The sequence below is a fragment of the Aeromicrobium sp. EU05-FHT14F07 genome (genome assembly GCF_058790455.1).
Genome location: NZ_JBYTCR010000002.1, coordinates 286,547 through 310,398, shown reverse-complemented (window position 1 = coordinate 310,398; position 23,852 = coordinate 286,547). Strand labels below are relative to the sequence as shown.

At 68.3% G+C, this 23,852-nt stretch carries 25 protein-coding genes and 3 pseudogenes; 12 read left to right on the top strand and 16 right to left on the bottom strand.

Annotation, left to right across the window (positions count from 1 at the left end):
* Positions 1-338 precede the first annotated feature (338 nt).
* The gene (locus AC3WRM_RS03830; protein WP_348612337.1) at positions 339-1,439 is read right to left on the bottom strand and encodes an acyl-CoA dehydrogenase family protein; all 1,101 of its coding nucleotides are present in this window, start codon (positions 1,437-1,439) and stop codon (positions 339-341) included.
* A 174-nt stretch (positions 1,440-1,613) separates the two neighbouring features.
* Between AC3WRM_RS03830 and AC3WRM_RS03825 the strand changes: the two genes are divergently transcribed.
* Positions 1,614-2,291: a TetR/AcrR family transcriptional regulator gene (locus AC3WRM_RS03825; protein ID WP_229662973.1), complete on the top strand. Its 678-nt coding sequence runs from the start codon at positions 1,614-1,616 to the stop codon at positions 2,289-2,291.
* Between the two features lie 4 nt (positions 2,292-2,295).
* Here the strand turns inward: AC3WRM_RS03825 and AC3WRM_RS03820 are convergent, their stop codons facing one another.
* The gene (locus AC3WRM_RS03820) at positions 2,296-2,865 is read right to left on the bottom strand and encodes a PaaI family thioesterase (RefSeq protein WP_200951121.1); all 570 of its coding nucleotides are present in this window, start codon (positions 2,863-2,865) and stop codon (positions 2,296-2,298) included.
* A 204-nt stretch (positions 2,866-3,069) separates the two neighbouring features.
* Between AC3WRM_RS03820 and AC3WRM_RS03815 the strand changes: the two genes are divergently transcribed.
* The gene (locus AC3WRM_RS03815) at positions 3,070-3,852 is read left to right on the top strand and encodes a lysophospholipid acyltransferase family protein (RefSeq protein WP_082563713.1); all 783 of its coding nucleotides are present in this window, start codon (positions 3,070-3,072) and stop codon (positions 3,850-3,852) included.
* Here the strand turns inward: AC3WRM_RS03815 and AC3WRM_RS03810 are convergent.
* Together AC3WRM_RS03810 and AC3WRM_RS03805 are read right to left on the bottom strand one after the other, a co-directional pair.
* Positions 3,786-4,457 carry a transglutaminase-like domain-containing protein gene (locus AC3WRM_RS03810; RefSeq protein ID WP_056680455.1) on the bottom strand — a complete coding sequence of 224 codons (672 nt, stop codon included), beginning with the start codon at positions 4,455-4,457 and terminating at the stop codon, positions 3,786-3,788. The genes AC3WRM_RS03815 and AC3WRM_RS03810 overlap by 67 nt on opposite strands.
* Positions 4,457-5,533 (bottom strand): BtrH N-terminal domain-containing protein, encoded by a 1,077-nt coding sequence (locus AC3WRM_RS03805; RefSeq protein ID WP_056680457.1) that lies wholly within the window; start codon positions 5,531-5,533, stop codon positions 4,457-4,459. The genes AC3WRM_RS03810 and AC3WRM_RS03805 overlap by 1 nt, the downstream gene beginning before the upstream one ends.
* 115 nt (positions 5,534-5,648) lie before the next feature.
* Here AC3WRM_RS03805 and AC3WRM_RS03800 point away from each other — a divergent pair, with 115 nt between their 5' ends.
* Together AC3WRM_RS03800 and AC3WRM_RS03795 are read left to right on the top strand one after the other, a co-directional pair.
* Positions 5,649-6,287 (top strand): TetR/AcrR family transcriptional regulator, encoded by a 639-nt coding sequence (locus AC3WRM_RS03800; RefSeq protein ID WP_235532548.1) that lies wholly within the window; start codon positions 5,649-5,651, stop codon positions 6,285-6,287.
* 16 nt (positions 6,288-6,303) lie between these two features.
* Complete coding sequence (locus AC3WRM_RS03795; protein WP_229662970.1) at positions 6,304-6,705, top strand: fatty acid desaturase; 402 nt, start codon at positions 6,304-6,306, stop codon at positions 6,703-6,705.
* Positions 6,706-7,241: 536 nt separating this feature from the next.
* Here AC3WRM_RS03795 and AC3WRM_RS03790 read toward each other — a convergent pair.
* The 4 genes and pseudogenes from AC3WRM_RS03790 to AC3WRM_RS03775 form a co-directional block, all read right to left on the bottom strand.
* Positions 7,242-7,589 (bottom strand): annotated as a pseudogene (locus AC3WRM_RS03790) (integrase core domain-containing protein); the annotation flags it as partial.
* Positions 7,590-7,593: 4 nt separating this feature from the next.
* A complete protein-coding gene (locus AC3WRM_RS03785) occupies positions 7,594-8,988 on the bottom strand; it encodes an IS30 family transposase (protein ID WP_082563432.1) in 1,395 nt (464 codons plus the stop codon).
* A 61-nt stretch (positions 8,989-9,049) separates the two neighbouring features.
* Positions 9,050-9,670 (bottom strand): annotated as a pseudogene (locus AC3WRM_RS03780) (IS3 family transposase); the annotation flags it as partial.
* The gene (locus AC3WRM_RS03775) at positions 9,670-9,957 is read right to left on the bottom strand and encodes a transposase (RefSeq protein ID WP_343061667.1); all 288 of its coding nucleotides are present in this window, start codon (positions 9,955-9,957) and stop codon (positions 9,670-9,672) included. The gene AC3WRM_RS03775 and the pseudogene AC3WRM_RS03780, both read right to left, overlap by 1 nt.
* Positions 9,958-10,090: 133 nt before the next feature.
* On the opposite strand from AC3WRM_RS03775, the gene AC3WRM_RS03770 reads away from it, so the two are divergent.
* On the top strand, positions 10,091-10,696 hold the full coding sequence (locus AC3WRM_RS03770) for a TetR/AcrR family transcriptional regulator (protein ID WP_056680532.1): 606 nt from the start codon (positions 10,091-10,093) through the stop codon (positions 10,694-10,696).
* 27 nt (positions 10,697-10,723) lie between these two features.
* Here the strand turns inward: AC3WRM_RS03770 and AC3WRM_RS03765 are convergent, their stop codons facing one another.
* From AC3WRM_RS03765 to AC3WRM_RS03750, 4 genes are all read right to left on the bottom strand, one after another.
* Positions 10,724-12,130, bottom strand: coding sequence for a sensor histidine kinase (locus AC3WRM_RS03765; RefSeq protein WP_370074849.1), 1,407 nt, complete (start codon positions 12,128-12,130; stop codon positions 10,724-10,726).
* A 289-nt stretch (positions 12,131-12,419) separates the two neighbouring features.
* On the bottom strand, positions 12,420-12,617 hold the full coding sequence (locus AC3WRM_RS03760) for a DUF4365 domain-containing protein (RefSeq protein ID WP_056680538.1): 198 nt from the start codon (positions 12,615-12,617) through the stop codon (positions 12,420-12,422).
* Positions 12,618-12,826: 209 nt separating this feature from the next.
* Positions 12,827-14,353, bottom strand: a complete 1,527-nt coding sequence (locus AC3WRM_RS03755) for a hypothetical protein (RefSeq protein WP_492247086.1) — start codon at positions 14,351-14,353, stop codon at positions 12,827-12,829.
* Positions 14,343-14,702: a hypothetical protein gene (locus AC3WRM_RS03750; RefSeq protein ID WP_056680544.1), complete on the bottom strand. Its 360-nt coding sequence runs from the start codon at positions 14,700-14,702 to the stop codon at positions 14,343-14,345. Before AC3WRM_RS03750 ends, AC3WRM_RS03755 begins: the two co-directional genes overlap by 11 nt.
* Before the next feature lie 214 nt (positions 14,703-14,916).
* On the opposite strand from AC3WRM_RS03750, the gene AC3WRM_RS03745 reads away from it, so the two are divergent.
* Positions 14,917-15,789 (top strand): hypothetical protein, encoded by an 873-nt coding sequence (locus AC3WRM_RS03745; RefSeq protein ID WP_492247087.1) that lies wholly within the window; start codon positions 14,917-14,919, stop codon positions 15,787-15,789.
* 30 nt (positions 15,790-15,819) lie between these two features.
* Here the strand turns inward: AC3WRM_RS03745 and AC3WRM_RS03740 are convergent, their stop codons facing one another.
* The 3 genes and pseudogenes from AC3WRM_RS03740 to AC3WRM_RS03730 all read right to left on the bottom strand — a co-directional run bounded on the left by AC3WRM_RS03740 (position 15,820) and on the right by AC3WRM_RS03730 (position 18,476).
* Positions 15,820-15,996 carry a hypothetical protein gene (locus tag AC3WRM_RS03740; RefSeq protein ID WP_156393574.1) on the bottom strand — a complete coding sequence of 59 codons (177 nt, stop codon included), beginning with the start codon at positions 15,994-15,996 and terminating at the stop codon, positions 15,820-15,822.
* 220 nt (positions 15,997-16,216) lie between these two features.
* Positions 16,217-16,765 (bottom strand): annotated as a pseudogene (locus AC3WRM_RS03735) (DUF932 domain-containing protein); the annotation flags it as partial.
* A 115-nt stretch (positions 16,766-16,880) separates the two neighbouring features.
* Positions 16,881-18,476 carry a ParB/RepB/Spo0J family partition protein gene (locus AC3WRM_RS03730; protein WP_056678551.1) on the bottom strand — a complete coding sequence of 532 codons (1,596 nt, stop codon included), beginning with the start codon at positions 18,474-18,476 and terminating at the stop codon, positions 16,881-16,883.
* Between the two features lie 306 nt (positions 18,477-18,782).
* On the opposite strand from AC3WRM_RS03730, the gene AC3WRM_RS03725 reads away from it, so the two are divergent.
* The 6 genes from AC3WRM_RS03725 to AC3WRM_RS03700 all read left to right on the top strand — a co-directional run bounded on the left by AC3WRM_RS03725 (position 18,783) and on the right by AC3WRM_RS03700 (position 22,383).
* On the top strand, positions 18,783-19,238 hold the full coding sequence (locus tag AC3WRM_RS03725) for a hypothetical protein (protein WP_082563665.1): 456 nt from the start codon (positions 18,783-18,785) through the stop codon (positions 19,236-19,238).
* Between the two features lie 247 nt (positions 19,239-19,485).
* On the top strand, positions 19,486-19,875 hold the full coding sequence (locus AC3WRM_RS03720) for a single-stranded DNA-binding protein (RefSeq protein WP_056678545.1): 390 nt from the start codon (positions 19,486-19,488) through the stop codon (positions 19,873-19,875).
* Between the two features lie 17 nt (positions 19,876-19,892).
* The gene (locus AC3WRM_RS03715; RefSeq protein ID WP_056678543.1) at positions 19,893-20,921 is read left to right on the top strand and encodes a DUF4192 domain-containing protein; all 1,029 of its coding nucleotides are present in this window, start codon (positions 19,893-19,895) and stop codon (positions 20,919-20,921) included.
* A gap of 10 nt (positions 20,922-20,931) precedes the next feature.
* Positions 20,932-21,105, top strand: coding sequence for a hypothetical protein (locus tag AC3WRM_RS03710; RefSeq protein WP_185254947.1), 174 nt, complete (start codon positions 20,932-20,934; stop codon positions 21,103-21,105).
* Between the two features lie 101 nt (positions 21,106-21,206).
* Positions 21,207-21,617 (top strand): hypothetical protein, encoded by a 411-nt coding sequence (locus AC3WRM_RS03705; protein WP_156393525.1) that lies wholly within the window; start codon positions 21,207-21,209, stop codon positions 21,615-21,617.
* A 160-nt stretch (positions 21,618-21,777) separates the two neighbouring features.
* Entirely contained in the window at positions 21,778-22,383 is a 606-nt protein-coding gene (locus tag AC3WRM_RS03700; protein ID WP_056678536.1) for a hypothetical protein, read from the top strand.
* Between the two features lie 25 nt (positions 22,384-22,408).
* Here AC3WRM_RS03700 and AC3WRM_RS03695 read toward each other — a convergent pair whose 3' ends face one another.
* Entirely contained in the window at positions 22,409-23,695 is a 1,287-nt protein-coding gene (locus AC3WRM_RS03695; protein WP_056678532.1) for a hypothetical protein, read from the bottom strand.
* Positions 23,696-23,852: the final 157 nt, after the last annotated feature.

The window sequence follows — 23,852 nt, the reverse complement described above, 5'->3', positions numbered from 1 at the left end:
TCCCGGTCGTACTTCTTCCGCTTCTCTGGCATCTCGATCCTCATTGTCGATGCCTCTACGGTCCGGGGGGAACCTCAGGTGTACGTGCGGGCGGTCAGCTGTGGATGGCGTGGAGCGGTCTCCACTTGTCGGCCAGGAGTACCGAGTCCGGGTCGATGCCCGGTCGATGAGGGCGACTCGCTAGCTCATGGCACTCCTGTCAGACGATGTCTGTCGAGGGTGTCACCTCGGTGGAGTGGGCGTCATGTGCCGTTGCTCAACGCGGAGGATCCCGCGGGGCTCGGCGCACAAGGCCCGGCCCGCCGGCTCCAGCGGTGCCGCCGGAGCCGGGTCGGTCCTCACAGGGACCGGCTGATGATCTCCTTCATGATCTCGGAGGTGCCGGCGTAGATCTGGGAGACGCGCATGTCGGCCCAGATGCGGGCGATGGGGTACTCGTTCATGTACCCGTAGCCGCCGTGCAGCTGGAGGCAGGTGTCGGCGACGCGCTGCGCTCGTTCGGAGCACCACAGCTTCGCCATGGCGGCGGTGGGGATGTCCAGACCCTCGCCGACGTGGAGCTGGATGCACTCGTCCACGAAGGACCGTGCCACGCGAGCTTCTGTAGCGACCTCTGCCATTTTGAACTTGGTGTTCTGGAACCCCCAGATCGGCCGTCCGAAGGCGCTTCGGTCGCGCACGTAGGCCAGTGTCTCGGCCAAGCAGAACTCCATGGCTGCGACGTTCGACACTGCGACCAACAGCCGCTCCTGGGGGAGCTGCTGCATGAGCTGCACGAAGCCCTGGCCTTCGGTGAGGCCCAGCAGGTTGGTGACCGGGACGCGGACGTTGTCGAAGAAGAGCTCCGAGGTGTCCTGCCCCTTCATCCCGATCTTGTCGAGCACCCGACCGCGGGAGAAGCCCTCCGTGCTGGTGGGGACCAGCATCAGCGAGATGCCGGCGGCGCGGTCGTCCGGATCGGTCTTGACCACGGTGAGCACCAGGTCGGCCTGCGAGCCGTTGGTGATGAAGGTCTTGGAGCCGCTGACAAGGTAGTCGTCACCCTCGCGCACCGCCTTAGTCTTGATGTTCTGCAAGTCCGAGCCGGTCCCGGGCTCGGTCATCGCGATCGCGCCGACGACCTCGCCGGAAGCCATCTTGGGAAGCCACTGCTGCTTCTGCTCCTCCGTGCCGTAGGCGAACAGGTAGTGGGCGACGATGCCGTTGTGCAGGGACGCCCCCCAGGAGCTGTCGCCGACCCGTGCCTGCTCCTCGATCAAGATGGCCTCGTGGGCGAAGGTGCCGCCGCCGCCGCCGTACTCCTCGGGGATCGACAGGCAGAGCAGACCGACATCACCAGCGCGGTTCCACAGTTCCCTGTCGACGTGCTTGTCGGCGATAAAGGTCTCGATGTGCGGTTTGATCTCCTTCTCACAGAACGTACGTGCCAGGTCGCGCACGTCGTCGAGGTCTTTGTCCATCCAGGGGGAGCGACGAGTGGGCAAGGGGTGCCTCCGGCAGGTCGGGTACAGGGTGTACCAATCTGACCACACCCGTCGCCCTGGGTACAAGGTGTTCCATGCATGCGGACCCGGGAGTCGTTGGTTTCGTCGACCCCGCATAGGCTGCCTCTTGTGGTCGAGGTCGGGCGATGGGTGGATTCAACGGTGCGGCGCCGGTCGTCGCGCGATGATCAGGTCCGGGCGCGGCGACGACAACAGGTGGCGAGCGCCGCTCTGCAGGTCGTCGACGAGGCAGGAGTGGGTGCCGGCACGGCCCTGATTGCCGAGCGGGCTGGCATCCCGAGGCCGCACGTCTACCGCTACTTCTCCAGCCGTGAGGACCTGGATGACGATGTGGTACGCCTCGCCGCGCAGGACCTCATTGCCTGCGTCCGGCCCCACCTGACTCGGCGCGGCACGCCCTCACAGGTCGTCGAGGGGCTGGTCCACGCCTGCGCCACCTGGGCCGACGTCCACCCTCACCTCTTCCGTTTCCTAGCCGCACGGGGGCAGAGTCGCACCCTTCACCGCGCTCGGATGGGTCGCTCGCGATTGCTGGACGAGATCGCTGCGGCGGCTCGCGGCTATACCAACTCGGCCGAGGAGACCTTTCCCGAGGGCATCTTGGTGGGCGTGATGGGGATGGTCGACGCGACAATCATCTGGTGGCTCGACCAGCGCGACGAAACCCTCGAGGTCATGGTGGGGCGCCTCTCGCGCCACGTCACTCTAGTGCTGCACGATGCCTTGGCCGCCCACGGAATCGACCTCGACCCAGCGGTCGAGCTGGAGCCGTTCATCGGCGGGTGAGTCATCAACGGCCCGCAATCTTGCCCTGCTCAAAGTGCTCAACATCGACGACGACGAATGTCGCGTGTGCGGTGGCGACCGGGTTGCCGTCCGCATCCAACGCCGCGGCTTCCACGTGTAACCGCCGTCCCGAGCGGTCCCGGACGTGGGCAGAGAACTCGTAGTCGGTCCTCAGCAGCACCGGACGGAGGTATTCGACGGTCAGGGACCTCGTCACGGCAAGCTCTCCGACCCGGTAGAGGAGGAAGCCGAAGAGGTCGTCGAACGCTGCAGCGACCAGGCCGCCGTGGGTGATCCCGGGCGCCCCTTCCTGACGGTGGTCGAAGCGGTGCACGGCGCGAACGCCGACCTCGGTGGCGTCGACCTTCAGTGCAAGACCAGCAGGATTCTCCGTCCCGCATCCCGCGCAGGTGGGGGAGTGCGAGGGGAGGCGTCCCTCCGCCGACGGCTCGGGCCGCGACATCGAGCGGATCCACGCCTCCAATGCCGACATGGCGCCCCCCTCGGAGCGTACCTCGTTCGCCGGGGCGGTTTGCTCGCCTGCGCCGGAGGCGCCTCGGATCGGTTCGCGCATGGAAAGCTCCTCAGATTCAAGACCGACGGGCGCGGAGGCACAACGTCGCATCTGTCTCTCTCGCATACAGGATCAAGTCGTCGTCGTGACGAGAGTGGCCTATAGCCGAAAGTCAATGACCCGCCGTTCGCCAACGCACGAGACATGATGGCATATTTGTATTCACGTGAGACGTTGGGGCTACATTTGTCTACACTCGTCGCTATGCGGCTCATCTGGACACCTCACCGTCCTCAAACCGATGCCGAGCGACGTGGCCTTGCCTGGTGGGTGGCCGTGCTGAGCTGCAAGCCGTTCCTGATCGTGCTGCGCCGGCCGGACTGGCGCGGAGTCTCAGGGATCCCGAGGTCGGGTGGGGCAGTGCTGGCCGCCAACCACGTCTCGCACATCGACCCTCTGCTAGTCGCGGAGCTGGTGCTGGCCTCGGGGCGGGTGCCGCGGTTCTTGGCGAAGGACAGCCTCTTCCACGGTCCGATCGTGGGCAGGTGGTTCCGTGCGGCCGGCCACGTCAAGGTCGACCGGGCTGCCGGACGCGCAGGGTACGACGACGCGGTGAAGGCGGCACGCTGTGGTCAGCTCCTTCTGGTGTATCCCGAGGGTTCTATCAGCAAGCGGGAGGACGGTATGCCGATGACGATGAAGTCAGGGGCGGTTCGCATCGCCCTCGAGGCGTCGGTCCCGCTCCTCCCGGTGGCCCAGTGGGGTGCCCAGGAGATCCTGCCCGCATACAGCGGGCGGTTGCGATGGGGTTGGCGACGGCAGGTGAGCGTGTTCGTCGGCGCTCCCGTCCCGCTCGAGGACCTCCGTGACCTGGAGCCCGCACGTGCCGTCGAAGTGGGCCGTCAACGGCTCGAGGACGTCCTCATCACGATGGTGTGCGAGCTGCGTGGAGCCACCGCGGCGGCGCGGTCCATCCGTGCTCAGGCGCCGAAGGCGGGATCCTCAGGGCGCGAGGATCCCGAGCCGCGCACCATCGCGGGGCCGTAGGTGTCCAGCAGTGTTGCCATCAGCTCATCGAACGGTAGGTCCACGAACATCCCCCGCTCGCGGACGTACTCCATGTGGCGGCGGCCGGCGCCGTCGGCTGCGTGGAGCAGGGCGTCCTGCGATCCGTCGAACTCCAACGGAGGTACGCCGAAGCGGCGGCACAGCTCGGAGTTGAAGGCCGGCGAGCCCTTGCGCCACCGGCCGTCGACGTACGCCGCGCTCCACCCGTGGAACACGAACAGGTCCGTGCCCATCAGCTCCAGCAGCGCCTCGCTGTTGAGGTGGTTGCGGACATCGGAGAACCCCAGTACGGCCGGGATCCCCGCAGCGCGCAGGCTCGCCGTGAGCAGCACCGCCTTCGGGACGCACCAGGTGGGGCCACCGTCAAGGATCGCGCTGGCGCGGTAGGTCGGGGGGGCCGCGGTGACGCTGTAGGGGTCGTAGCGGAGTCGGTCGCGGACCTCCGCGAAGAGCAGCCCGACCCGCTCACGCGGATCCTGGACACCTCGCACCACGGACTCGGTGAAGTCGCGCACGTCGTGGTGGTCGCTGTCGATGAACCCGGTCGGGGCAAGGGCCTGCCGGGGGTCGAGCTCGTCGCCCATCAGGCACTGACCTCGGCGTTCTGGAGTGCGCCGGCCGCCCCGAGGGCCGTGACGAGGTCCCGCTCGAGCGACGGGAGGGCGGCAGCTGCGAGGGCGGCTTGCTCCGCCCGGCCCCGGGCCGGGCCCTCCTGCCGGCCCAGCGACGCGACCAGTGACCATGTCTCCGCGCAGAGGTGCGCAGCGTTGGCGACTTCGCTCGCGCGAACGTCCCCGGTCAGACGCGCGATGTCGGCGGCGCCGCTGGAGAGCAGTCGCCGGAACAGCCCACCGCCGGTGCCGGCCTTCTCCACGAATGCGCTGAGTCCCTGGAGCGCCAGGTCCAAGACCTCGTCGGGGAAGACCTCTGGCCATCGAGCGAGGTCCTCGGCGAACAGGTCGACGGCGGCCAGCCCCGTGGCCCCGGTCGCCGTGTCCCTCCCGGTGACAATCGAGGGACCGGTCGAGGTGGTCATCGCGACAGCCGCCTGGGCGAACGCCGCCCGGGCGACGGTGGCCAGGTCGGGCAGCGAATCGGGCCAGGCGATGTCGAAGTAGGTGTGGCGCGTCGGGACCGGAAATCCTCGGGAGCAGCGAGCCCGAGCCAGAGCCTCGTAAGGCACCAGCTGCACCTCGTCGCGGTCGTTGTCGACGACGTGCGCGAGCTGCTGCACGTCGTCGTAGCCGATCACAACGATGTCATGGCGACTCATCTGAAGGCGCACGCGCAGGTAGGGCAGCTCTGCGATGTCGGCCCACACAAGGGCTGGGCGACCGGCGCGCACGGCATCGCGCACGTAGGTCCAGCCCACCTGGGGGTCCTCCGTGGCGTGCACGGTGACCACGGCGCCGAGTCGTGTCGGGAGATCGGTCTCCAGGTCCCCGCCCCGACCCACGAGGTACACCGGTGGCATGAGCGCTGCATTCCGGACGTAGGAGAGGTCCAGCGACCCGCTTAGCGCGAAGACGAGGCCCTCGTCGGGCGGGCCTTCCCAGCCGAGCCCGGCCCATTCGAGGAGGTCGCGCATCGCGCCCGAGCCGCAGTGGCCGCCACGTCGGTGCGGGTAGGGAACCGCGACGGCGTCGCTCGAGCTGGCCATGGAACTCATTCCTAAAGACAATTTGCATGATTTGTTCCAACCTAAGGCACGAGCATCTCATTGTCATGGCCAGGTCCGATGTGACATGAGTCCGTTGGGCACCACGGTCGCTATCGTGTCCACCGTGTCATCCCCCTCCATGCGCGATCGGTACCGCGAGCACGTCCGCACGGCTGTGGTGGAGGCTGCTCACGACCTGATCGCCGATCGAGGCTGGGAGCGAGTCCGCATGGGTGAGATCGCCGAGGCAGTCGGGATTTCACGCGCCCTGCTCTATAAAGAGTTCGGCGACAAGCCCGGATTGGGAGAGGCCGTCGTCCTGAGGGAGGCGGCGCGCTTCATCGAGGGCATCGAAGGAGTGCTCGCGCACCACGACGCCGATGCTGCTCGCGGCCTCGCGGCCTCGGTGAAATTCGTGCTCGAGGAAGCTGAGAACAGCTCTCTACTCAGGGCGGTGCTGATCGCCAACCGCGATTCCTCCCCGACCGCGACGGGCATTCTCCCCCTGATGACGACCTCCGCGCAGCTGCTGGAACTGGCCTCGAACTCGTTGGCACGGTGGCTCATGGCTCACGTGCCCGGGGTGCAGGCCGACGATGTGGCGGACGCTGCGGAGGCTCTGGTGAGGCTCACCGTGAGCCATCTAGCCCTGCCCACCATGTCCCGCAAGGACACTTCACGGAAGATCACCGAGGTCGGACTGAGGTACCTCGGGCTCTCCGTCGAAGCGGCGACGTCCGAAGCCACGACCTGACGTACACTCCCAGCCGGTGATCGGGTCCGCCGCCACCGCAAGGACCAAAAGCCAGAGCTTCTACGGCCACTTCTACATCGAGCACAACCGGGGCCATCACGTCCGCGTCGCCACACCGGAGGACCCCGCCAGCAGCAGGTACGGCGAGAACTTCTACCAGTTCTGGCCGCGTACGGTCGGTGGTTCCCTCAAGAGTGCCTGGAACATCGAGAAGAAGCGCTACGCGCGCAAGAAGCAGCACCCGTTCCGGATCGGCAACGACGTGCTCAACGCGTGGCTGATGTCGGCGGTGCTGTGGGGCGCGATGATCGCGTGGCTCGGTGTCGGCATCACGCCGTACCTCGTCATCCAGGCTGTCGTGGGATTCTCGCTCCTCGAGGTGGTCAAGCACATGGAGCACTACGGGATGGTGCGCTAGAAGGTTGGCGCACCCGGCAAGGAACGCTACGAGCGTGTCGACCCCAGCCACAGCTGGAACTCCAACAACATCGCGACCAATGTGCCCCTGCACCACCTGCAGCGGCACTCCGACCATCACGCCAACCCGACCCGGCGCTACCAGACACTGCGCGACTTCGAGGAGTCGCCGGTCCTGCCCACCGGCTACGCCTGGCATGATCGTCCTCGCCCTCTTCCCCCCGGTGTGGCGAAGGGTGATGGATCACCGCGTGCTCGCCCACTTCAACGGTGACCTCACGTGCGCCAACCTGAGCCCCCGCAAACGCGACAAGATCCTCACCAGGTATCCCGCACCGGAGACGACCCCGACCCGGGAGTCAACGGATGCACTCGGTTCGGGGGCCGCACCAGCGTGCATATTGTCCCGAGGGCGGACATCCTCGCGCATGCCGCCGATCGTGGGAACCAGGCCCACAAGCCCGGCGCCTCTTGGTCCACCTCCGAGTTCGAGCTCTACGTGAAAAGTGAATCGCCCCGGGTTTCGTGGAGGCTCGGTTACTTGGAACCAGCCCCGGTCGGGACGGGTGCTTCACGGTAGTGCTCGGGCCGGATGCTGGCCCAGTGGTTGGCCTCGAACTCGGCGGGCGGGACGAGCCCGATCTCGCCGTGAAGGCGCCTGTGGTTGAACCAGTCGACGTACTCGGCGGCGGCGATCTCGACGTCGCTCACGGACTTCCAGCCGCCCTTAGGGCTCATGACCGGGTTGCGGATGCACTCGGCCTTGAACAGCGAGTTGAGCGCCTCGGCCATCGCGTTGTCATACGAATCTCCTCGGCTTCCGACCGACGCGACGGCCTCGGCCTCGGCGAGTCGCTCGGTGTATCGAATCGCTCGATACTGACTGGGTTCAACCGGTGGTAGCAACACCAGCTTGGTGGAGCAATCGTAGGTGCTCGTCGAGGGCCTCTGCTGGGGTCTTCCATCCGAGGCTCTTCCTGGGTCTGCTGTTGAGTGCAGCTTCGACCGCTTGTGTCTCCTCGTTGCTCCATCGCGAGATGTCGGTGCCCTTGGGGAAGTACTGGCGCAGCAGACCGTTGTGGTTCTCGTTGGTGCCGCGCTGCCAAGGGCTCTGCGGGTCGGCGAAGTAGACCGCGATCCCGGTCTCGATCTTGAACTGCGCGTGCTGGGAGAGCTCCTTGCCGCGGTCCCAGGTCAGCGTGCGTCGCAGTTGCTCGGGCAAGGTCGTCATGGTCTCGACGAGGGCCTCCTTCATGGCCACCGCGCCGTAACCACCCAACGGTGGCCCGTTCTTCGTTGGCGCCACCATCCCGTAACCCTCAGCGCGAGGAAGGTGGACCAGCATCGTGTACCTCGTGCTCCGCTCGACCAGGGTCCCGATCGCGGAGCGGTTCAACCCGATGATCAGATCTCCCTCCCAGTGCCCCGGGACTGCACGGTCCTCGACCTCGGCAGGTCGCTGACTGATCACGACATCGGCGGTGACATGGCCGCCGGGTCTGTTGCGGGTACGTGCCCTGGGCTCACGCAATGCCCGACCGGTGCGCAGACATGCAACGAGTTCGCGCTTGAGGGCGCCACGGCTCTCGATGAAGAGCGCCTGGTAGATCGTCTCGTGGCTACAGCGCATGGACTCATCATCGGGGAAGTCGATAGGAAGTCGGTTCGAGATCTGCTCCGGGCTCCAGGCCTTGCTCCAGCGGCGGTCCTGACGGTGCGGCTTTCTGCGCCCCTTCCACGGTGCGACATCGGGCCCGAGGATCTCCGCGCCGTCGGGTCCGCGGAGCACGCCGGCGAGCTTGTCCTGGACGTAGCCCTGCAGTCGCAGGTCAGCCAACAGCTTCGCAACCTTGGGACGCCGGGCGGCCATCTGGGCCTTCCACTGCGCCACCGATGCGCGATACTCCAGCTTCCCGCTGCGAGTGGCGGCGTTGCGGCGCAGCTCGCGCGAGATCGTCGAAGGATGTCGACCGAGGCGCCTGGCGGTCTCACGGACCCCAAGGCCCTGCGCCTTCAAGATCGCGATCTCTTCCCTTTCAGGAAACGACAGGTACCGGCCCGACGGCGGGGCAAGACTCAGGGGTGGCATGCCGCCACCGTGGCGGAACCATCGGGAGCCGACTGGTCCTGACACGCCCACAGCGGCGGCGGCGTCCTCGCTGCTCATGCCCTCCGCGATCCGCCGCCAGAACTCCTGCTCGACCTGCCGGGGCGGTTGAGGACGACCCGGGGACCGCATCGCTGGCCGGACCGCACGATCTGACGCCTGCTGACGACGACCCATCAAACACCTCCGTGATCATGAGGTGTTGCGACGACCGGTTGAATTCGCCCTGAACGCCACGATCCGAGTGGTGCGCCAGGCCGGTGACGTCCTGCCCGGCTCGCTGCCGGGTCCACATCCCCATGTCGAGGGCGTCGAGCGCCAGATCGGTGCGCAGGCTGGTGGACACATGCCAGCCCACGATCATCCGGCTGAAGACGTCCAGGACGAACGCGACGTAGGTCCAGCCGGCGTGCGTCCGCACGTAGGTCAGGTCGGCCACCCACAGCTGGTTCGGGCCGGTCGCTGCGAACTTCCGCTTCACCAGATCCTCGGGACGCTCGGTCTCAGCACCGTCGCCGATGGTGGTCTTGCGGAACTTCTCCCGCGGGATCCCCCGCAAGCCCTCGGCGCGCATCAGCCGCTCCACGGTGCACCGGGCGACCTTGACGCCTTCGCGGTTGAGCTCGGCGTGGATCTTCCGGGCGCCGTAAACACCCAGGTTCGCCTTGTGGGCGACCTTGATGTCCTCGACCAGCTCGGCGTCACGGATCGCGCGTGCCGAGGGCGGTCTGGTCTTGGCCGCGTAGTAGCTGCTCGGGGCGATCTGCACGCCGGCGTTCCTCAGCACGCCGCAGATCGGCTCGACCCCGACCTCACGCCCGTCGACAACGTCGTGGCGATGGGCGTCGATGTAGACCACTACCTGTTCGTGGGGCGGTCGAGCTCCGCCGCGAAGAAAGCCGCCGAGGTCTTCAAGATGTGGTTCGCCCGCCGCAGCTCGCGGACTTCGCGCTCGAGGTCGGCCAGCCGCTGCGCATCACTGGTTGTGGTGCCGGGCCGGACGCCACCGTCAATCTCGGCCTGTCGGACCCAGTTGCGCAGGGTCTCAGGGTGCATGCCGAGCTGGTCGGCGACACGGGGCGATCGCGCCCTGCTTTGTCGCCGGGTCCTGGCGGAGCTCCACCGCCATCCGGGTGGCCCGCTCACGCAGCTCGTCGGGGTACTTCCTGGGTGCTGCCATGACTCTCATCCTCCATGGATTGAGAGCCTCCATCAGACCCGAGGCGATTCAACCCCGAAAGCCTGCACGGGCGTGGCGGGTAGAGAACAGAGGTGAGTCATGAGGAAACTTCCGGCAAAGCTGGCCACCCAGCTGTACGGCGCGGCCGAGCTCATCGCGGAACGGGGGCTGGACGGCACCAAGATCGACGACATCGCCGAGGTCACGGGTATCCCCAAAGCCACCATCTACTACCACCTGGACGGGAAGAACGGGGTGCTGGCATTCCTGCTGGGTGACCTGCTCGACCTCATCGCAGGGGAGGTCGGTGTCGCCGTCTCAACTCAGGAGGACGCGCGGAGCCGCCTCGAGGCCGCCGTTGCCGCGCAACTGGCCGTCATGGTCGAGCACCCGTTCCTGTGCCGGGCCCTGGTGGGCGACCTGGGGCGAGCCACCCGGCTGCCCGACCTCGCCGATGCATTGCGCAGTGCGTTCTACGAGCCGATCGAGCAACTGCTGGCCGACGGGTCACTGCGCCGGGTCGCCGACCCGAGTGCGGTCGCCATGGGCGTCTTCGGTGCCATCACCGTCGCCGGCCTCAGCGCCGCAGTCGAAGGTCCCTCAGAGGATCCGTCTGCGGATGCGGCACGATTCGCAGCGGCGATCTGCGCATTGATCCTCAACGGCCTTGCGACCCCCACCACGCCCGAAGATCGCGAGCCATGAGTCGCGCCCAATCCACAGTCAGTTGTTTCACTGGACAGACTGTCCGCGCCGTGACGTGGGAGCGCGTGGTGCGGCCCGGGGGAGATGAAAGGCGAACATCGCACCCCCGTCTGGCTGGGGTGTGTACCGGACGTCACCGCCATTGAGCAGAAGAAGACGCCGGACGATGTAAAGGCCGAGCCCGCTGCCCCGCTCCCGGCCCGATCGAGACGCCTCAGATCGGGTGAAGCAGTCAAACAGATGTGGCTCGAACTCCGGCGGCACCCCTGGACCCGCGTCCGCCACCTCGACGGCAACCGAATCGGTGTCCGTGCGGATGTTCACGACGACTGGTTCTGCGCCGTACTTCAGAGCATTGGTCACCAAATTCGTAACGATCTGCGTCAGGTGTCCGCGGTCAACAAGCGCCGTGGTGTCTCCCGTTGCGCGAAGGGTGATAGACGACGTCAAACCGAGATTGTCTAGGACTTCGCCAGCCACCTCGCTCACGCTCACCGGCGCGGGATAAACGACGAGACCGCTGTCGTCCAGTTCCGAGACCGTCAACGTGTTTTCGAGCAGCGCTTGCACTGAATGCGCCGCTGCCTTCGTCTTCTGCAGGAAGCTGCGGCGCTCGTCGGCGCGCAGTGAATCCCAGGAGTCGAGAAGCATTTCGACGTACCCCGTGACAACCGACATGGGAGCGCGCAGGTCGTGCGACAGCATGGCAACCATGTCCCGAAGAGATGCCTCGCGTACCTTGCGATCTGTGATGTCCTGGATCTGAGCGATGAAGTACTGCGGCGCGCCGTCAGGATCCCGTACCAATGTGACCGACAGCTGCGCCCAAACGGTGGAACCCGACCCGGTGATGTAGCGCTTCTCCAGGTCGTACGCGTCGATCTCCCCGGCAAGCAGCCGACTGCTGTAATCCACGTGTGTGTCGAAGTCGTCGGGGTGGGTGATGTCCTGGAACGACCGTGCCAGCAGTTCCTGCTCGGAGTACCGCGTAAGGTTCGCGAACGCTTTGTTGACTTGCCGCAGGCGCCCATCGAGTTCGACCAGCGCCTTGCCGATGGGGGCGTGGTCGAAACTGAGCCGGAAACGTTCCTCGGATTCCCGGCGCGCTTGCGCCGTTGCCCGTGCCTCGGTGACGTCCTCTACGACTCCCATTGCTGCTACGACCTGGCCGGACTCGTCTCGAATGGGAGTCAGGTGCTGAGAGAAGATTCGGCCCGCAAAGGGCACGTCGATGGTGTTCGAGCGACCTGCGAGCGCGTCTCGGAACCAAGGCTCGGCCATGGTGACCGTCTCTGCAGGGAAGACATCAAAGAGGGTCTTGCCCTCCAGGGCCTCTCGGGAGAGGCCCAGCGCGGCGAGGCCGCTGCCGTTGACTGACAGGTAGCGCAGGCTGCGGTCAAAAGTGAAAATGGCATCGAGGTCGAATGCACGCATCAGGGGATGGTCTGCTGCTCGCGAGAGGACCTCCAGCGTACGCGACCAAGCGTCGGTTGAGTGCGCCCCGTCAACGTCTCCCACTGCCTCTCGTGTGGGATCGCCGAACAGGTCGTGTCGAACCTCAGACCGTGGAACCAAGGTGAACTCCGTGACTTGACCGGTGGTCGGCGGTATGCCCGAGATGGGACATACTTGAGATGGAAAAGGCTACGTCAACAAGCGCACAACGCACCGGATTACATATGTTGGCACAAGCGACGACCCGCGCTGCCCTGCGTACGGCACCTCACGGGAACCCGACGGTCTCATCTGGGAGGTGGAGTCCGTCGAGGACCAGCTGTCCGAGGCGGCGGAAGTCGTTGTCGCGGGCCTTGCTTTGCACCTGGAGGTGGCAGTTGCTAACTTCGCCCGTCGCGGGGTCGCGCAACTCGATCGTGCCATCGATCCCGGCGTCGACTGTGCGCTCATGCCAGACGTGATCCATGGCGCTGACCCGCTGGTGAATCAGGGCAATCCCAGCGTCGCTGATGTGCGTGCTGCGACTTGACCTGCTTACCGCCTCCCACCGGTACCTCGCTTCTGCCGAGGAACCTGGAGAGCCCGGCTCTTTGAGGGTACGAGTCACCTCCGACAGTTCGTGGCAGGCGCGGTTCAGTTGCGGTGCTACCGGACTTGTATGGGCGCGAAGCGTCGTCACCGGCCACGGCTCTTGGCTGGGATACCGGCGGTGAGTGGTGCCACTTCATTTCGCCCGGTAGGGCTTTGGTGCGTGTTCACCCTCGCCGGGACTCGTTCATTGCTCGGCATGTGCACCGTAACCACCGCGGAGGCCGAGCTTGTGGCGTCGATCGTGGCGTCGCTGGCCGCGCGCAGGGTCTCCGCGACGGGCGGGGGGAGTGGCACGAGGCGCTTGGCGAGGATGTCGGCGGGGGAGACCCAGACGACGTCGCCCTCGGCAGGCGGGGTAGCCAGGCCGGCCTCGACGTCGTTGTGAGCTCGGCGCGACAGGGCTCGGGCCGGGCCGGTGAGGTCGGGTGCGTCGGCCTTCTCGGCGACGACGACTGCGAGCTCGGAGCCGGCCTCGATCGCGCGCAGCGAGGCGTGCAGTGCCTGGGGCAGTCCTGGGCGGCTGGCGATGACCTCCGGGCTGGCCAAGGTGGTCTTGTCGTGGGTGATCTGGCGGTACGCGGCGCGGACCTCCGCGGCCGCGCGTGCCAGTGGCTCCTCGAGGCGGGCTCCTGGGGGAGCGAGGTCGCCCCAGCGGCTGGCCAGGTTGCTCCAGGAGCGTCCTGTCTCGGCGATGGCGGGGATCAGGCGGTCGGAACGCTCGAGCGCGCCGGCAGTCGCGGCGGCGTCGACGAGGACCATGCTGGCGCCGGCGATCAGGCCCTGGGTGCGGGTGATCAGCAGGATGTTGGACGTTTCGAGTTCCCGGGCCAGCGCGCGGTGGGTCTGGATGTCCCAGTTGGCCAGCGCTTGCGCGAGCCGGCCGGGGTCGTCGACGGGGCGCATCGCCTCGCCGGCGAGGGCTTGGGCGAACCGGTCGCTCAGGTAGCTGCGGGCGGTGTTCTCGCTTGCGGAGATCCGGTCGATCCAGGCACCGGTGGGGGCGATCGCGTAGGGGGAGTGGTGCTGCGCCAGGTGGATCCGGTGCCCGGCGCTGCGGGCGTCGTTGACGCGGTCGCGGCCGTGCTGCTGGAGCGCGACGTTGACGGCGTGGGCGGTGAGGTAGAGCCCGTGCATGATCCGGGTGCGTGCTGCCTCGAGGTCGCGGTGGGCGTCGGGCTGCTCGTGGGGGATCTCGGCGCCGTAGCGGCGGACCAGGGCGGCGGCGTTGAGGAAGGTCTGGGTCATCTGGTCGATGCGGTGGCTGGTTGGGCCTTGCCCTGGCCAGGCGGTGCGGCCGGAGAGGCTGGTCTCGATGGTGGCGGCTTGGGCGGAGAGGGTGGTGATGGGCCGGTCGCGCTCGTCGACGCCGGGGCGGCGACCGGGCAGGGATGCCCACAGGTCCTCGGCGGCCGCGACCATCGTCGGCCAGCTGCGCAGCAGGGTACCGGCGGCGTCTCCGTCGACGTCCATGAGGAGCTGGCGCGCCAGGTAGTCGACGTCGAAGAGCATCTCGCCGACGCTGCGCACGTCGCGCGCGGTAATCGGGATCTGGTCGACGTCGAAGAGCTCCTGGTCGATGTCGGCGTACGCCAGCCGCAGGTCAGTAGCCAAGGCCGCGGGCTTCCCGGATGAGGTCGCACAGGTCGACGACCAGCTGGGAGCCGTGCAGGTCGGGTCGGTGCAGCGGCAGGGGCCGGGTCAGCTCCTCGGCCTCGGTGAGCAGCTGCAGCGGGGTGGGCTCCTCGAGCTCGTCCACCTCGACGTCGGGCAGCTCGTAGTCCTCGGGCAGCAGGGCGCTGGCCTGGGAGTGCGCGAGGTAGACACCGAGGCCGAGGTCGTGCAGCGGCGAGTCGGCGGCCGCCCGGTCGGCGTCGCTCCATACCTGGGTGGCGGCTTGGTGCAGCAGGAGGGCGATCGAGCCGAGGCGGTCCCAAGTGCCGTCAGCGTTGAGGGTGTCCACGGGGGTTCCTTTCGGTCGGAGGTCGGTCTGGCCCATGAACCCACGTCCGGGTCGGTCCTCGCTCCGCTGCGCGGCGGGCTGTGGATAACTCGGGGTCGTGTCGGCGGCTGGGCACAAACTGGTCTCGTTCGCCTATGTCGTATGGCGGTCGCCGGACGAGCATCGCGGATAAAGTCAAGAGATTCGCACTAGTGCTGACAGATGGAGGAGGGTCGTGATGATGAGGTTCCCGATGACCGTGCTGAGAGTGGTGACGCTGGCGCCGGCGCTGCTGGTGAGCTTCGTCCTCACCGTGGTGGTGTGCGCCCTGCTCCCGCCGGCGCTCGGCCTGATCGCATTCCTGGCTGCAGCGGGCGTGCTCGTTGCACTGGCGCTCGGCCAGTTCGAGGTGCCGGCGACCGCGGCGCTGACCCGGTCGCGGCCTGCGACTGCGGCTGAGCTCCAGGTGATGGGGCCTGTGCTCGCCGAGCTGGGTGTCCGCGGCGTCGACGTCGGCACCCTGTTCGTACGCCGGCGTCAGAGTCCGGGCACCCTGGTGGCTGCGGCGATCGCGGATGGCGCTGTCATGGTCAGCCCCGGACTGTTCAACGCCACCTACCGGGGAGGAGTGACCGCTGCGGAGGCGGCCGCCGCGATTGCTCATGCCGTCGGCCGGCGGCGTGCGATCCGGCCGCGGCTCGAGCTCGCTGTGCTTGCGGCGACGACGCCGTGGCGGCTGGTGGGCGCGTCGTTCCGCGGCGTGGCCCGGGCGTTCGCCTGGCTTCCGTTCATGCGGCTGGCGTGGACGCTGCGAGGTGTCGTCGGGGTGATCTGCATCGTGCAGTCGGTCGTTGAGGGCCGGGCCGCTCCGGGGATCTTGGGCGGCGCGGTGATCGCCCTGACCTACCTGGTGCCGGCAGCCAGCCGGCGGATCGAGGCCGGCGCGGAGGCCGCGGCCGACCAGCTGGTGGTCCCCCTTGGGCTGGGCTCCGTGCTGGCTGGCCTGCTCCGGCGTCATGGCCATCCGATGACGCTCGAGCGGCTGCAGCGCCTGGAGACGGCCGTCGAGCAGCCGGCGCGGCGGCGGCTGCACCTGGTCCACGGCTAGGCACGCTCTCTGGCGCTGCAGGTCGGCGAGCTACTCGTCGTCCTGGAAGCCGGAGGTGGAGTGGTGCACGCAGCCGTGGCCGTTGCCCTCGTGCGGCTTGTGGTTCATGCACGGCAGCGAACCCAGCTTGTGGGAGCAGTCGACCCAGCGGACCGTTGTGCGGCCGGGGATGCGGCTGGCGTCCGTTGATGCGAGCGCGGTTGCCATCGCGACCCCCTAGCGCCGCGGGCCGCGGCGGCGGCCGAGCTGGGGCCGCTGGTAGGCGGCCGTGTCGGTGTGGTCGTGCTGGCGCCCGGACCGGTGGACCTGCGCGATCTCGGCGTCGGGGGAGGGGCCGGTGTCGGCGGCCGCGGCCTGGGCGGCGGCCCTGGACGGCGGCCTTGGCGTTGCGCGTGTGGCGGATCGAGAACGACGACTCGTGGTTGCTCAGGGCCGCGCTCTGGGTGTTCGCGCAGACGACGCGGACCGGGGTGACGAGGATGCGGAACGCGCTGGTGCCGTCGTGGCTGTTGAGCGCGGCGATGTTGAGGTCGACGCGGTCGGTGCCGCCGACCGTGAGTGAGTTCGGCAGCTGCATGGTGATGAACACCTGCCGCCCGCCGCGTAGCGACCCGGCTGTGTCGAAGATCGCGCCGGACTCGTCGGCCAGCAGGTTCAGGAACTCGGCGTGGTCCTCGTTCTGCAGTGGGGTGTAGCCGCCGCCAACGACGCCGAGCGCCTCGGGCTGGCCGGTGAACGGGGTAGTGCGCACCGTGGCGAACCCGGGGACCTCGATCGGCGTGACGCCGCCCTCGCTGACCTCGGCGGTGGTGAGCGGCAACTTGCGCACCTCCCAGCCGCCCAGGTGGCCGAGCGTCATGGCCTCCTCGGCGGAGAATGCGCGGTCGCGGACGGTTGTGCCCAGCCGGTGCCAGGCGTCCTTGCGGGCGAAGACGGCGGCAGCGTGCGTGCCGTGGGTCTCGATCTCGTGTGACATGCGGGGTCCTCCCGGGTAGCGGATCAAACGAACTGAGTTCATTCTATGGTTTCTATTCCACTGAGGGCGGTTCTCCACAGGGAGAACCGGCCTCGGGTGGGGGAGGGGCGACGCGTCAGGCGGCGCTGTCGCTGGCCTCGTCGGCGTTGGCCTCGCCCTCCGTGTCGGCGTCCGGCTCGGGCTCCTCGCCGAGCAGGATGCACTCGACCTCGCTGGGCTGGTAACCCCACTCCACGAGCGCGCCGAGCACGCGGGCGTCCCACGCGCTCGGGTTGCGCCAGGAGTGCTTGCCGGTGGTCGCCTCCCATGCGGCGACGACGGCGGCGAGCGTGGTCATGGTCGCGGCCTTCGGAGTGGTCGCCTTGGTGGTGATCTTGCGGCACTCGTCCTGGCCTGCGCCGTAGTAGCCGGTCGGGGCCGGGATGCCGAGCAGCGTGAACAGCATCGGGTGCCGGTGGTCCATGGCCTTGCTCAGCGAGTGGTGGCCGGTGACGACCGCCTCGCAGATCAGGGCTTCGGCTCCTTCCGGGGCCGTCTTGCGAGCGACGAACCCGGCCAGCCACTCGCGGCGCACCGTCTCCGCACTGGCCCACGCCTTGTTGTAGGCGATCACACGGCGGCGCTCCTCGCGGCGGGCCTCGGCCTCCTCCTCGCTCTCGCCCGCGTCCTCGTCGGCGGTGCTGCCGCTGCTCGCGCCGCCACTGACGCCGCCACGACGCCGCAGGCCGGAGGCGTCGAGGTCGGTAACGACCCACACCGGCACGTACTGCTGGTAGGGCTCGGCGGGCTCGTAGTCGTCGGCCTCGTCGTCGGCCTCGTCGTCGGTGTCGTCCTCGCTCTCGTCGTACTCGTCCTCGGGGTAGACCCACTCCTTGACGACGTGGACGCGAGCGCCCGGGACGCTGGGCCACTCCTCCTCCGGCACCGGCTCGCCCTCGGCGTTGAGCAGACGCTCGATGCGCAGCACCTCGTCAGCCGCCGCGACCTCTTCGGCGGTCAGTACCGGCAGGCCCTCGCCGCGCAGCCGCTCGACCTCGGCGGCGTCGGCCTCGCGCTCGGCGACCTCGTCACGCAGCTGTTGTGCCTCGTGCGTCAGGGAGCGGCGGAAGCGCTTGGCGTACTCCAGGCGCTCCACGGCCTCGGGGTCGTGCTCGAACTCGGCGAAGATCGCGGCCTCCTCCAAGGTCAGATCGCCGGAGTCGAGCCGGTTGCGGGTCTGGTCGGCCTTGGTGACCGCCAGGGCGGCGTTCACGGTCGGGCGGTCGATGCTGGTGCGCTTGGCGATCTGCGCTGCGCTCACGCCGAGCAGGGCCAGCTGCTCCACGCCCGCGACGATCTCGGTCTCGCGCATCCCGGCTCGGTGGATGTTCTCGACCATCTGGTCACCGATCCGGTCGGTCTCGGCGGGCTGGGGGACGACCCGCGCCGGGATGAGGCCGGTCGGGGTGCCGACGTCGGCGGCGGTCACGGTGCGGCGCTGGCCGCGCAGCAGGACGTACTGGCCGTTATCGTTGCGGTAGACCGTGACGGCCTCGATGACGCCGCGCTCCTTGATCGACTTGCGGAACTCCTTGTGGTCGGGTCGCAGGTCGGTGCGGACGTTGGTGCCGATGATGATGTCGGCGGGGTCCAGGTGCAGGAACTCCTCAGCCGGGGCGGCGTCGGTGCCCTCAGTGGTGGTGACGGCGTCGGTCTGGATGGTGTCGGTCATGCGGCTGTCCTCCGTGAGTAGAATAGAAAGAACTGACAGGACCAAGTCTCCCAACGGGGCCGACGCCTACCGGCTCACAGCGCGAACCTGTGGAAAGGTGGGCACGTCCGGAGGGTGGGGAACACCCCGCTCCTACGGAGGCGGACTCCGCTGCGGCGACGCGGCGCAGCTGCACCCTCGTAGCTGTCTGGACGGAAGGAATCGAGCGAGAGTGGGAACGGCTGCACACGGCCCCGCCCGGGAATGCAGCGGCGTTGGTGTTAGCGCCAGGTGCTGCAGCTGGCGCTGGGCCAGGGGAGTGGCGGCATGAGGAGCCAGACCACGACCCCGGTCGGCATCTACTGGAAGCCCGGCGTGTGGGACCTCGCCCGATCGGCCTACGTCGCCGACCTGGACACCGACCCCGACTCGCCCGGATCGTTCGTCGGCTGGCTCGCCCAGGCGCTCGAGCTGCACGCCCGGCGCTCGCCCCAGCAGCGCGCCGAGCTCGCGGCCGCCAGCGAGAAGCATCCCGCCCTGGTCAGCGTGACCCGCAAGAGCTTCAACAAGAAGCACGACCTGCCGGCCTCCACCATCGAGGCCGTCGAAGACGCGCTCGTGGCCGACCGCCAGGAGCTCGGCCGGATGCTCGCCCGCTCCGCGTTCGCCCAGGAAGCGGTGATCGCCGCGGGCGAGGAATCCCGCCGGCGGCTCGGCCACGACCTGCCTCCGCCACCGCAGAAGCTCAGCAACCGACCGCCGCGGCGGCGGCCGGCACGGTAGGCCCAGCTGGTGGCCGGCACAGTTGTGTCGATCCCTGCCTCTCGCGTCCTTCTCAGCGCCCCGATCCGGTACCCGAGAGCCGGTCGGGGCGCTTCTTTGCGCCCTCACTGCGCCCTGAGGAGCAGCTCCTTCGCGAGCACGAGCGGAAACGAACAAGTTCGGCCCAGGTGATCGCTGCGGGAGCCCGACGGGACCTAGGTGACTGCGGGACCGATTCCGACGTCTCGCAGTCACCTAGGAGGAACTCATGTCCACCACCGTCACCTTCGCCGGCAACCTGGCCGAGGCTCCCGAGCTGCTCTACACCCGCGAGAACAAGCCGTTCGTCAGCTGCCGGGTCCTGGTCAACCGGCGCGTGCAGAACGACGAGGGGGAGTGGGTCAACGACGGGCCCACTGCCCACAACTTCAATATCTTCGGCTCGGCCGCCACCCACGTGCACGACAGCTGCGGATCCGGCGACCCGATCTTCGTCCACGGCCTCGAGCGCACCGAGAGCTGGCCGGACAAGGAGACCGGCGAGAAGCGCACCAAGGACGTCGTGGTCGTCGACAGCCGCTTCGGCGAGGTCGGCGTCTCGCTCAAGTACGTCTCCGCGCGCATCGATCGCGCCGCCCGCCCGGCCCAGGCCAGCTGACCGCGGGGAGGGTTCCGATGGATCTCGTCGTTCAGTCCCCGGACGAGCTGCTCGCCGCCGTCCCGCATGTCCTCGGCTTCAAGCCCGAGGAGTCGATCGTCCTGGTCCCGTTCGGGCCCGGGCTCCCGATCACCCGCGTCGACCTCCCGACCAGCGCGACCGCCCGCGAGGAGGTCTGGGACGCCATCAGCGGCCCCTACGGCCGCCACGCCCGCCCCGGAGCTCGGCTGGGCATCCTCTGCTTCACCGGGGACCGCCGCAGCGCCGAGCTGGCCAGCCAGCACCTGTCCAACCGACTCGAGACCGTTGGCATCACCACCCAGATCCGGCTGTGTTCCGACGGGGAGCGGTGGCGGGAGTTCAACACCGGCACCACCGGGCTGCAGACCCAGGCGACCGCCGAGCGGATCGCGGCCACGACCGTGCTGTCCGGCGCCGCCCAACCGGCCTCCAGCCGGTCCTCGCTGGCCGCCTCCATGGTCGGCGACCGCGAGCCGATCGCCCAGCTGATCCCCGCAGCTCGAGCAGAAGCCGCGGCCAGCTCGCCGGCCGCGGAGCGGGACTGGGCCCTGGACCGTCTCGAGCAGTTCCACACCGACGGCAACCGGCTCTCCGACGTCGACGGCGCACGGATGCTCCTCGCGCTGGAGAAGATCGGCACCCGCGACGCGCTGTGGGAGGGCATGACCAAGGAGAACCACACCTCCCACATGGCGATCTGGAACGACCTCACCCGCCGCGCCCCTGACGAGGTCCGCGCGGCGCCGGCCTCCATGCTCGGCTTCGCCAGCTGGCTGCACGGCGACGGCGCCAAGGCCTGGTGCGCACTCGACCAGGTGCCCGCCGACCGGCCCTACTCCATGGCCGCCGTCGTCGCCTCCGCCCTGCAGAACGGGATCCACCCTCGCGAGTGGGAGCGGTATCAGACCCAGATGCGGGACCTCGCCGGCGAGCTCGACGAGTCCTTCGTGCCCAAGCCTCCCGAGAAGCAGCGGGATCTGCCGCGCACCCAGCCCACCACCGACCGCCGGGCCCCGGGCCGCTGAGGAGACCGCGATGAACTACGACGACACAGACCCGATCGACCAGATAGACGCCACCCAGCTAAGCGCGACAGAGCGCCAGCTGCGCCGCCTGGTGGTGCCTGAGCCCACGGCCTACGCCCCCGACAAGCGCCTCGACGTCATCCACGATCCGGACCTCGACCTGCTGTGGGGAGGCGAGGCGTGAGCAGCTGCGCCGACCGGAGGTGAATCGTGAGAGGTGAAAGCCATCCCTGTCCGAAGTGTGTCTCCTCAGCATCAGGCTCGCGTAGTGTTAGTATGAACACTATGGAGGTGTCCCGGCGCGTCAACGAGAAACGTCGTGTTGGACTTCCGATGGAGCTGGCGGTGCTGTCGGGGATCAGGCCGAGGGTATGGGTCACGGTGGGCCTTGCTGATGACCGGCGGTGGGCTCTTGTGCTCACGCCGGTGCCGGCTCCGGACGATCCCGGCGCCGCGGCGCGGCGTGACCCTGTTCGACCGCGGATGGTGACGGAGGTGATGCAGGTGACGTTGCCGAAGCTGTTGATGGAGCGGGTTGGGATGAAGCCTGATGACTGGGTGTTCGTCAGCTCGCTCGGCCAGGACCGAGGGATGCGAGTGGTCCCTCAAGCGAAGGTCATGTTGCGTGAGCTGCCCACTGCGCGGGCGGGTAGGTTCGCGGGCCGCGGCGTAGTCACTCCAGCAGGTGTGTCGTGATACTCCGGGCGTTGGGCCATTCGGCCCGCCGACTAGCAGCTGGCGGCGGCGTCTCGTTGCGGGGGTGGGGGGTTACCCCCGCGGTCGCGCTGACGGATGATGTCGCCCGGGGCGCGGCTCAGGCGCACCGCAGTGACGTGGGTGGAGAGGATCGTTGGGGGTGGTGCAGATGCTGACCCGGGAGCGGCTCGGCATCGCCAAGCCCACGCCACGCGGTTTGGCGCATTGGCACGATCTGCAGCCGGCCGAGGCCGCCGAGTTCGTACGCCGTGACGTGGTCGGTGCAGGGGTGTGCCTGCCGGCGGTGTGGTTCTGCGACGGCCTGCTGGTGCCGGTGGTGTCGTGGGACGTCGAGGCTCTTGAGGGGCGGGTCGCGACTGGGCGGGGTCCGGTGCTGTACCGCTCCATCCTGGCCGACCGGCTCGAGCACGGGCGCGACCACATCGAGCCTGCCGTCCTGCGCATGGAGGCCTTCATAACCCTGTGGCCGCTGTCGGCGGCGCGGGGTGCACTAGCTGCTGCCTCGGCCTACGCATCGGCGGTCGCGGCCGTCCCCTCGCCCCCAGGGGCAGATGGCTGGGATGTCTTCGAGTGCGACTACTACGGGTTCACCGTGGCCGAGGTCAACCCGGTCGGCGCTCGAGTGGTCGTCGAGGGCCTCGGACGCGCCAAGCACTCCGAGGGCGGGGTTGCGCACCAACGTCGCCTGATGGAGGAGCAACTGTTCGACGTGGCTCTCCGAACGGGCGTCACGCCAGCCTGCTGAACGAGCGCTGCGGCTGAGCCGGAGGCTAGGACAGTGGCGGCAGACTCGGCGCGAGCTTGTGCCACGCGCCCTGGAACTTGGGCGGATCCCAGTTAAGGCCGGTCTCTGCGGCGATCTCCATGTTGGTGACCTGCGCGTGGTTGCACTGGCCGACCCAGGCGTGCTGACGGTGCAACGGGCTCGAGGCGTCGAGGATGTTCTGGCCGAGCTCTGCGATGGCTGTCAGTGAGTGCTGGTATGCCGCGACCTCGTCGTGGATGTGGCTCAGGGGCCGGTTGAAACAACGATGGCACCCGCAGATCCATCGTTCCTGGTGCTCCTGGTCGAGCGCGATCGCGGTGTTGAGAGTGTCCAGGGCCCGGTAGGCCATCGAACGGGGCACGTAGATCCCGATCCGCGCTCCGCCGTTGAACCCGCCGCCCTTCTCCTTGGTCGGGTAGAGGTGTCGCAGCGCCGTGGTCGTCCCGACGGCGCCGAGGCTCGCACCGAAGGCGACTGCGCCGATCACGGAGATGTCGCAGCGCAGCAACGCGATCTTGACCTCGGCCTCGGCGAGCAGTCGGACCAGTCCGGCGACGGCGTCCTGGACGCCGAGTGGGTCGTTGTCGTGCTCGAGCACCAGCGCGACCGGGACTGCGGCTTTGTTGATCTCGGCGATCAGGCTGGCGACGTCCTTCTTGAGCCAGTCGAGATGGAGTGGGAGCACGGCGACCACGTCAGGCCCGAGAGCGCGTGCCTCGTCGAGAACCGCGGCAAGAGCCGTCTGCTTCTCCGCCGGCACGTAGGGGGAATCAGTGAGGGCCGCGGAAAGGCCGAGCTCGCGCTGCACGGCGACCCATGCCGGGTCGAGGTTTGAGCCCGTAGCCGTGGCGACAGCTCGGTTCTTCCCGGCATACCTGTTTGCGTCGGCTAGCACGACAATCTCCGCGCGCACCGGTTGGGCGGATGCATCGGCAGGAGCGGCTGCGGCGATCGTGACTCGGCACTCACTGACCACGCGCCGCAGTTCCTTGATGCGGTCCTTCATCCGCGGGTTCAAGGTGAGCAGGAGGCCGGTCTCCTCAACCGCGACCAGGGCAGCCGCGGCGCTGAGGTGACGTGTCGCGCACGCGGTCTGCAAGAAAAGGGACGGGCAGCCTGCGAACAGCGGGTTCGGGCTCGGAAAGCGGCCTGCGGCGGACCTGGCCCCGACCTCTCCGATCTGCCCGGACAGGACGTCGACCTCGCGGCCGATCACTACACCGCGCCCTGCGGCCGGGTGGGCGTGGCTGTCGTCGCGGGCTCCGCGGTGGATGCTGCTGCGGATCTGCATCCGGGGTCTTGCTCCTTCCACCTGGCTGGGTGTGGACAGCCTAGGCCGCGAGGCCGACGGCTCGACGGTGTTCAGCGGCGGTTGTGCATGAGTCGCTGTCTGATCGTTCCTGTGGACGACTGCGCCGTCGGCGTCAGCGGCCGGGTTGTGTGCCTGG

What these genes read in the sequence shown, in the direction of transcription:
- AC3WRM_RS03810 (WP_056680455.1), bottom strand. Translation starts at nt 4,457, where the DNA reads ATGGGCGACGAGCTCGACCCCCGGCAGGCCCTTGCCCCGACCGGGTTC.
- AC3WRM_RS03770 (WP_056680532.1), top strand. Translation starts at nt 10,091, where the DNA reads ATGAGGAAACTTCCGGCAAAGCTGGCCACCCAGCTGTACGGCGCGGCC.
- AC3WRM_RS03725 (WP_082563665.1), top strand. Translation starts at nt 18,783, where the DNA reads ATGAGGAGCCAGACCACGACCCCGGTCGGCATCTACTGGAAGCCCGGC.
- AC3WRM_RS03695 (WP_056678532.1), bottom strand. Translation starts at nt 23,695, where the DNA reads ATGCAGATCCGCAGCAGCATCCACCGCGGAGCCCGCGACGACAGCCAC.
- AC3WRM_RS03765 (WP_370074849.1), bottom strand. Translation starts at nt 12,130, where the DNA reads ATGCGTGCATTCGACCTCGATGCCATTTTCACTTTTGACCGCAGCCTG.
- AC3WRM_RS03740 (WP_156393574.1), bottom strand. Translation starts at nt 15,996, where the DNA reads ATGGCAACCGCGCTCGCATCAACGGACGCCAGCCGCATCCCCGGCCGC.
- AC3WRM_RS03805 (WP_056680457.1), bottom strand. Translation starts at nt 5,533, where the DNA reads ATGGCCAGCTCGAGCGACGCCGTCGCGGTTCCCTACCCGCACCGACGT.
- AC3WRM_RS03705 (WP_156393525.1), top strand. Translation starts at nt 21,207, where the DNA reads ATGGAGGTGTCCCGGCGCGTCAACGAGAAACGTCGTGTTGGACTTCCG.
- AC3WRM_RS03760 (WP_056680538.1), bottom strand. Translation starts at nt 12,617, where the DNA reads ATGGATCACGTCTGGCATGAGCGCACAGTCGACGCCGGGATCGATGGC.
- AC3WRM_RS03710 (WP_185254947.1), top strand. Translation starts at nt 20,932, where the DNA reads ATGAACTACGACGACACAGACCCGATCGACCAGATAGACGCCACCCAG.
- AC3WRM_RS03785 (WP_082563432.1), bottom strand. Translation starts at nt 8,988, where the DNA reads ATGGGTCGTCGTCAGCAGGCGTCAGATCGTGCGGTCCGGCCAGCGATG.
- AC3WRM_RS03730 (WP_056678551.1), bottom strand. Translation starts at nt 18,476, where the DNA reads ATGACCGACACCATCCAGACCGACGCCGTCACCACCACTGAGGGCACC.
- AC3WRM_RS03715 (WP_056678543.1), top strand. Translation starts at nt 19,893, where the DNA reads ATGGATCTCGTCGTTCAGTCCCCGGACGAGCTGCTCGCCGCCGTCCCG.
- AC3WRM_RS03820 (WP_200951121.1), bottom strand. Translation starts at nt 2,865, where the DNA reads ATGCGCGAACCGATCCGAGGCGCCTCCGGCGCAGGCGAGCAAACCGCC.
- AC3WRM_RS03720 (WP_056678545.1), top strand. Translation starts at nt 19,486, where the DNA reads ATGTCCACCACCGTCACCTTCGCCGGCAACCTGGCCGAGGCTCCCGAG.
- AC3WRM_RS03815 (WP_082563713.1), top strand. Translation starts at nt 3,070, where the DNA reads ATGCGGCTCATCTGGACACCTCACCGTCCTCAAACCGATGCCGAGCGA.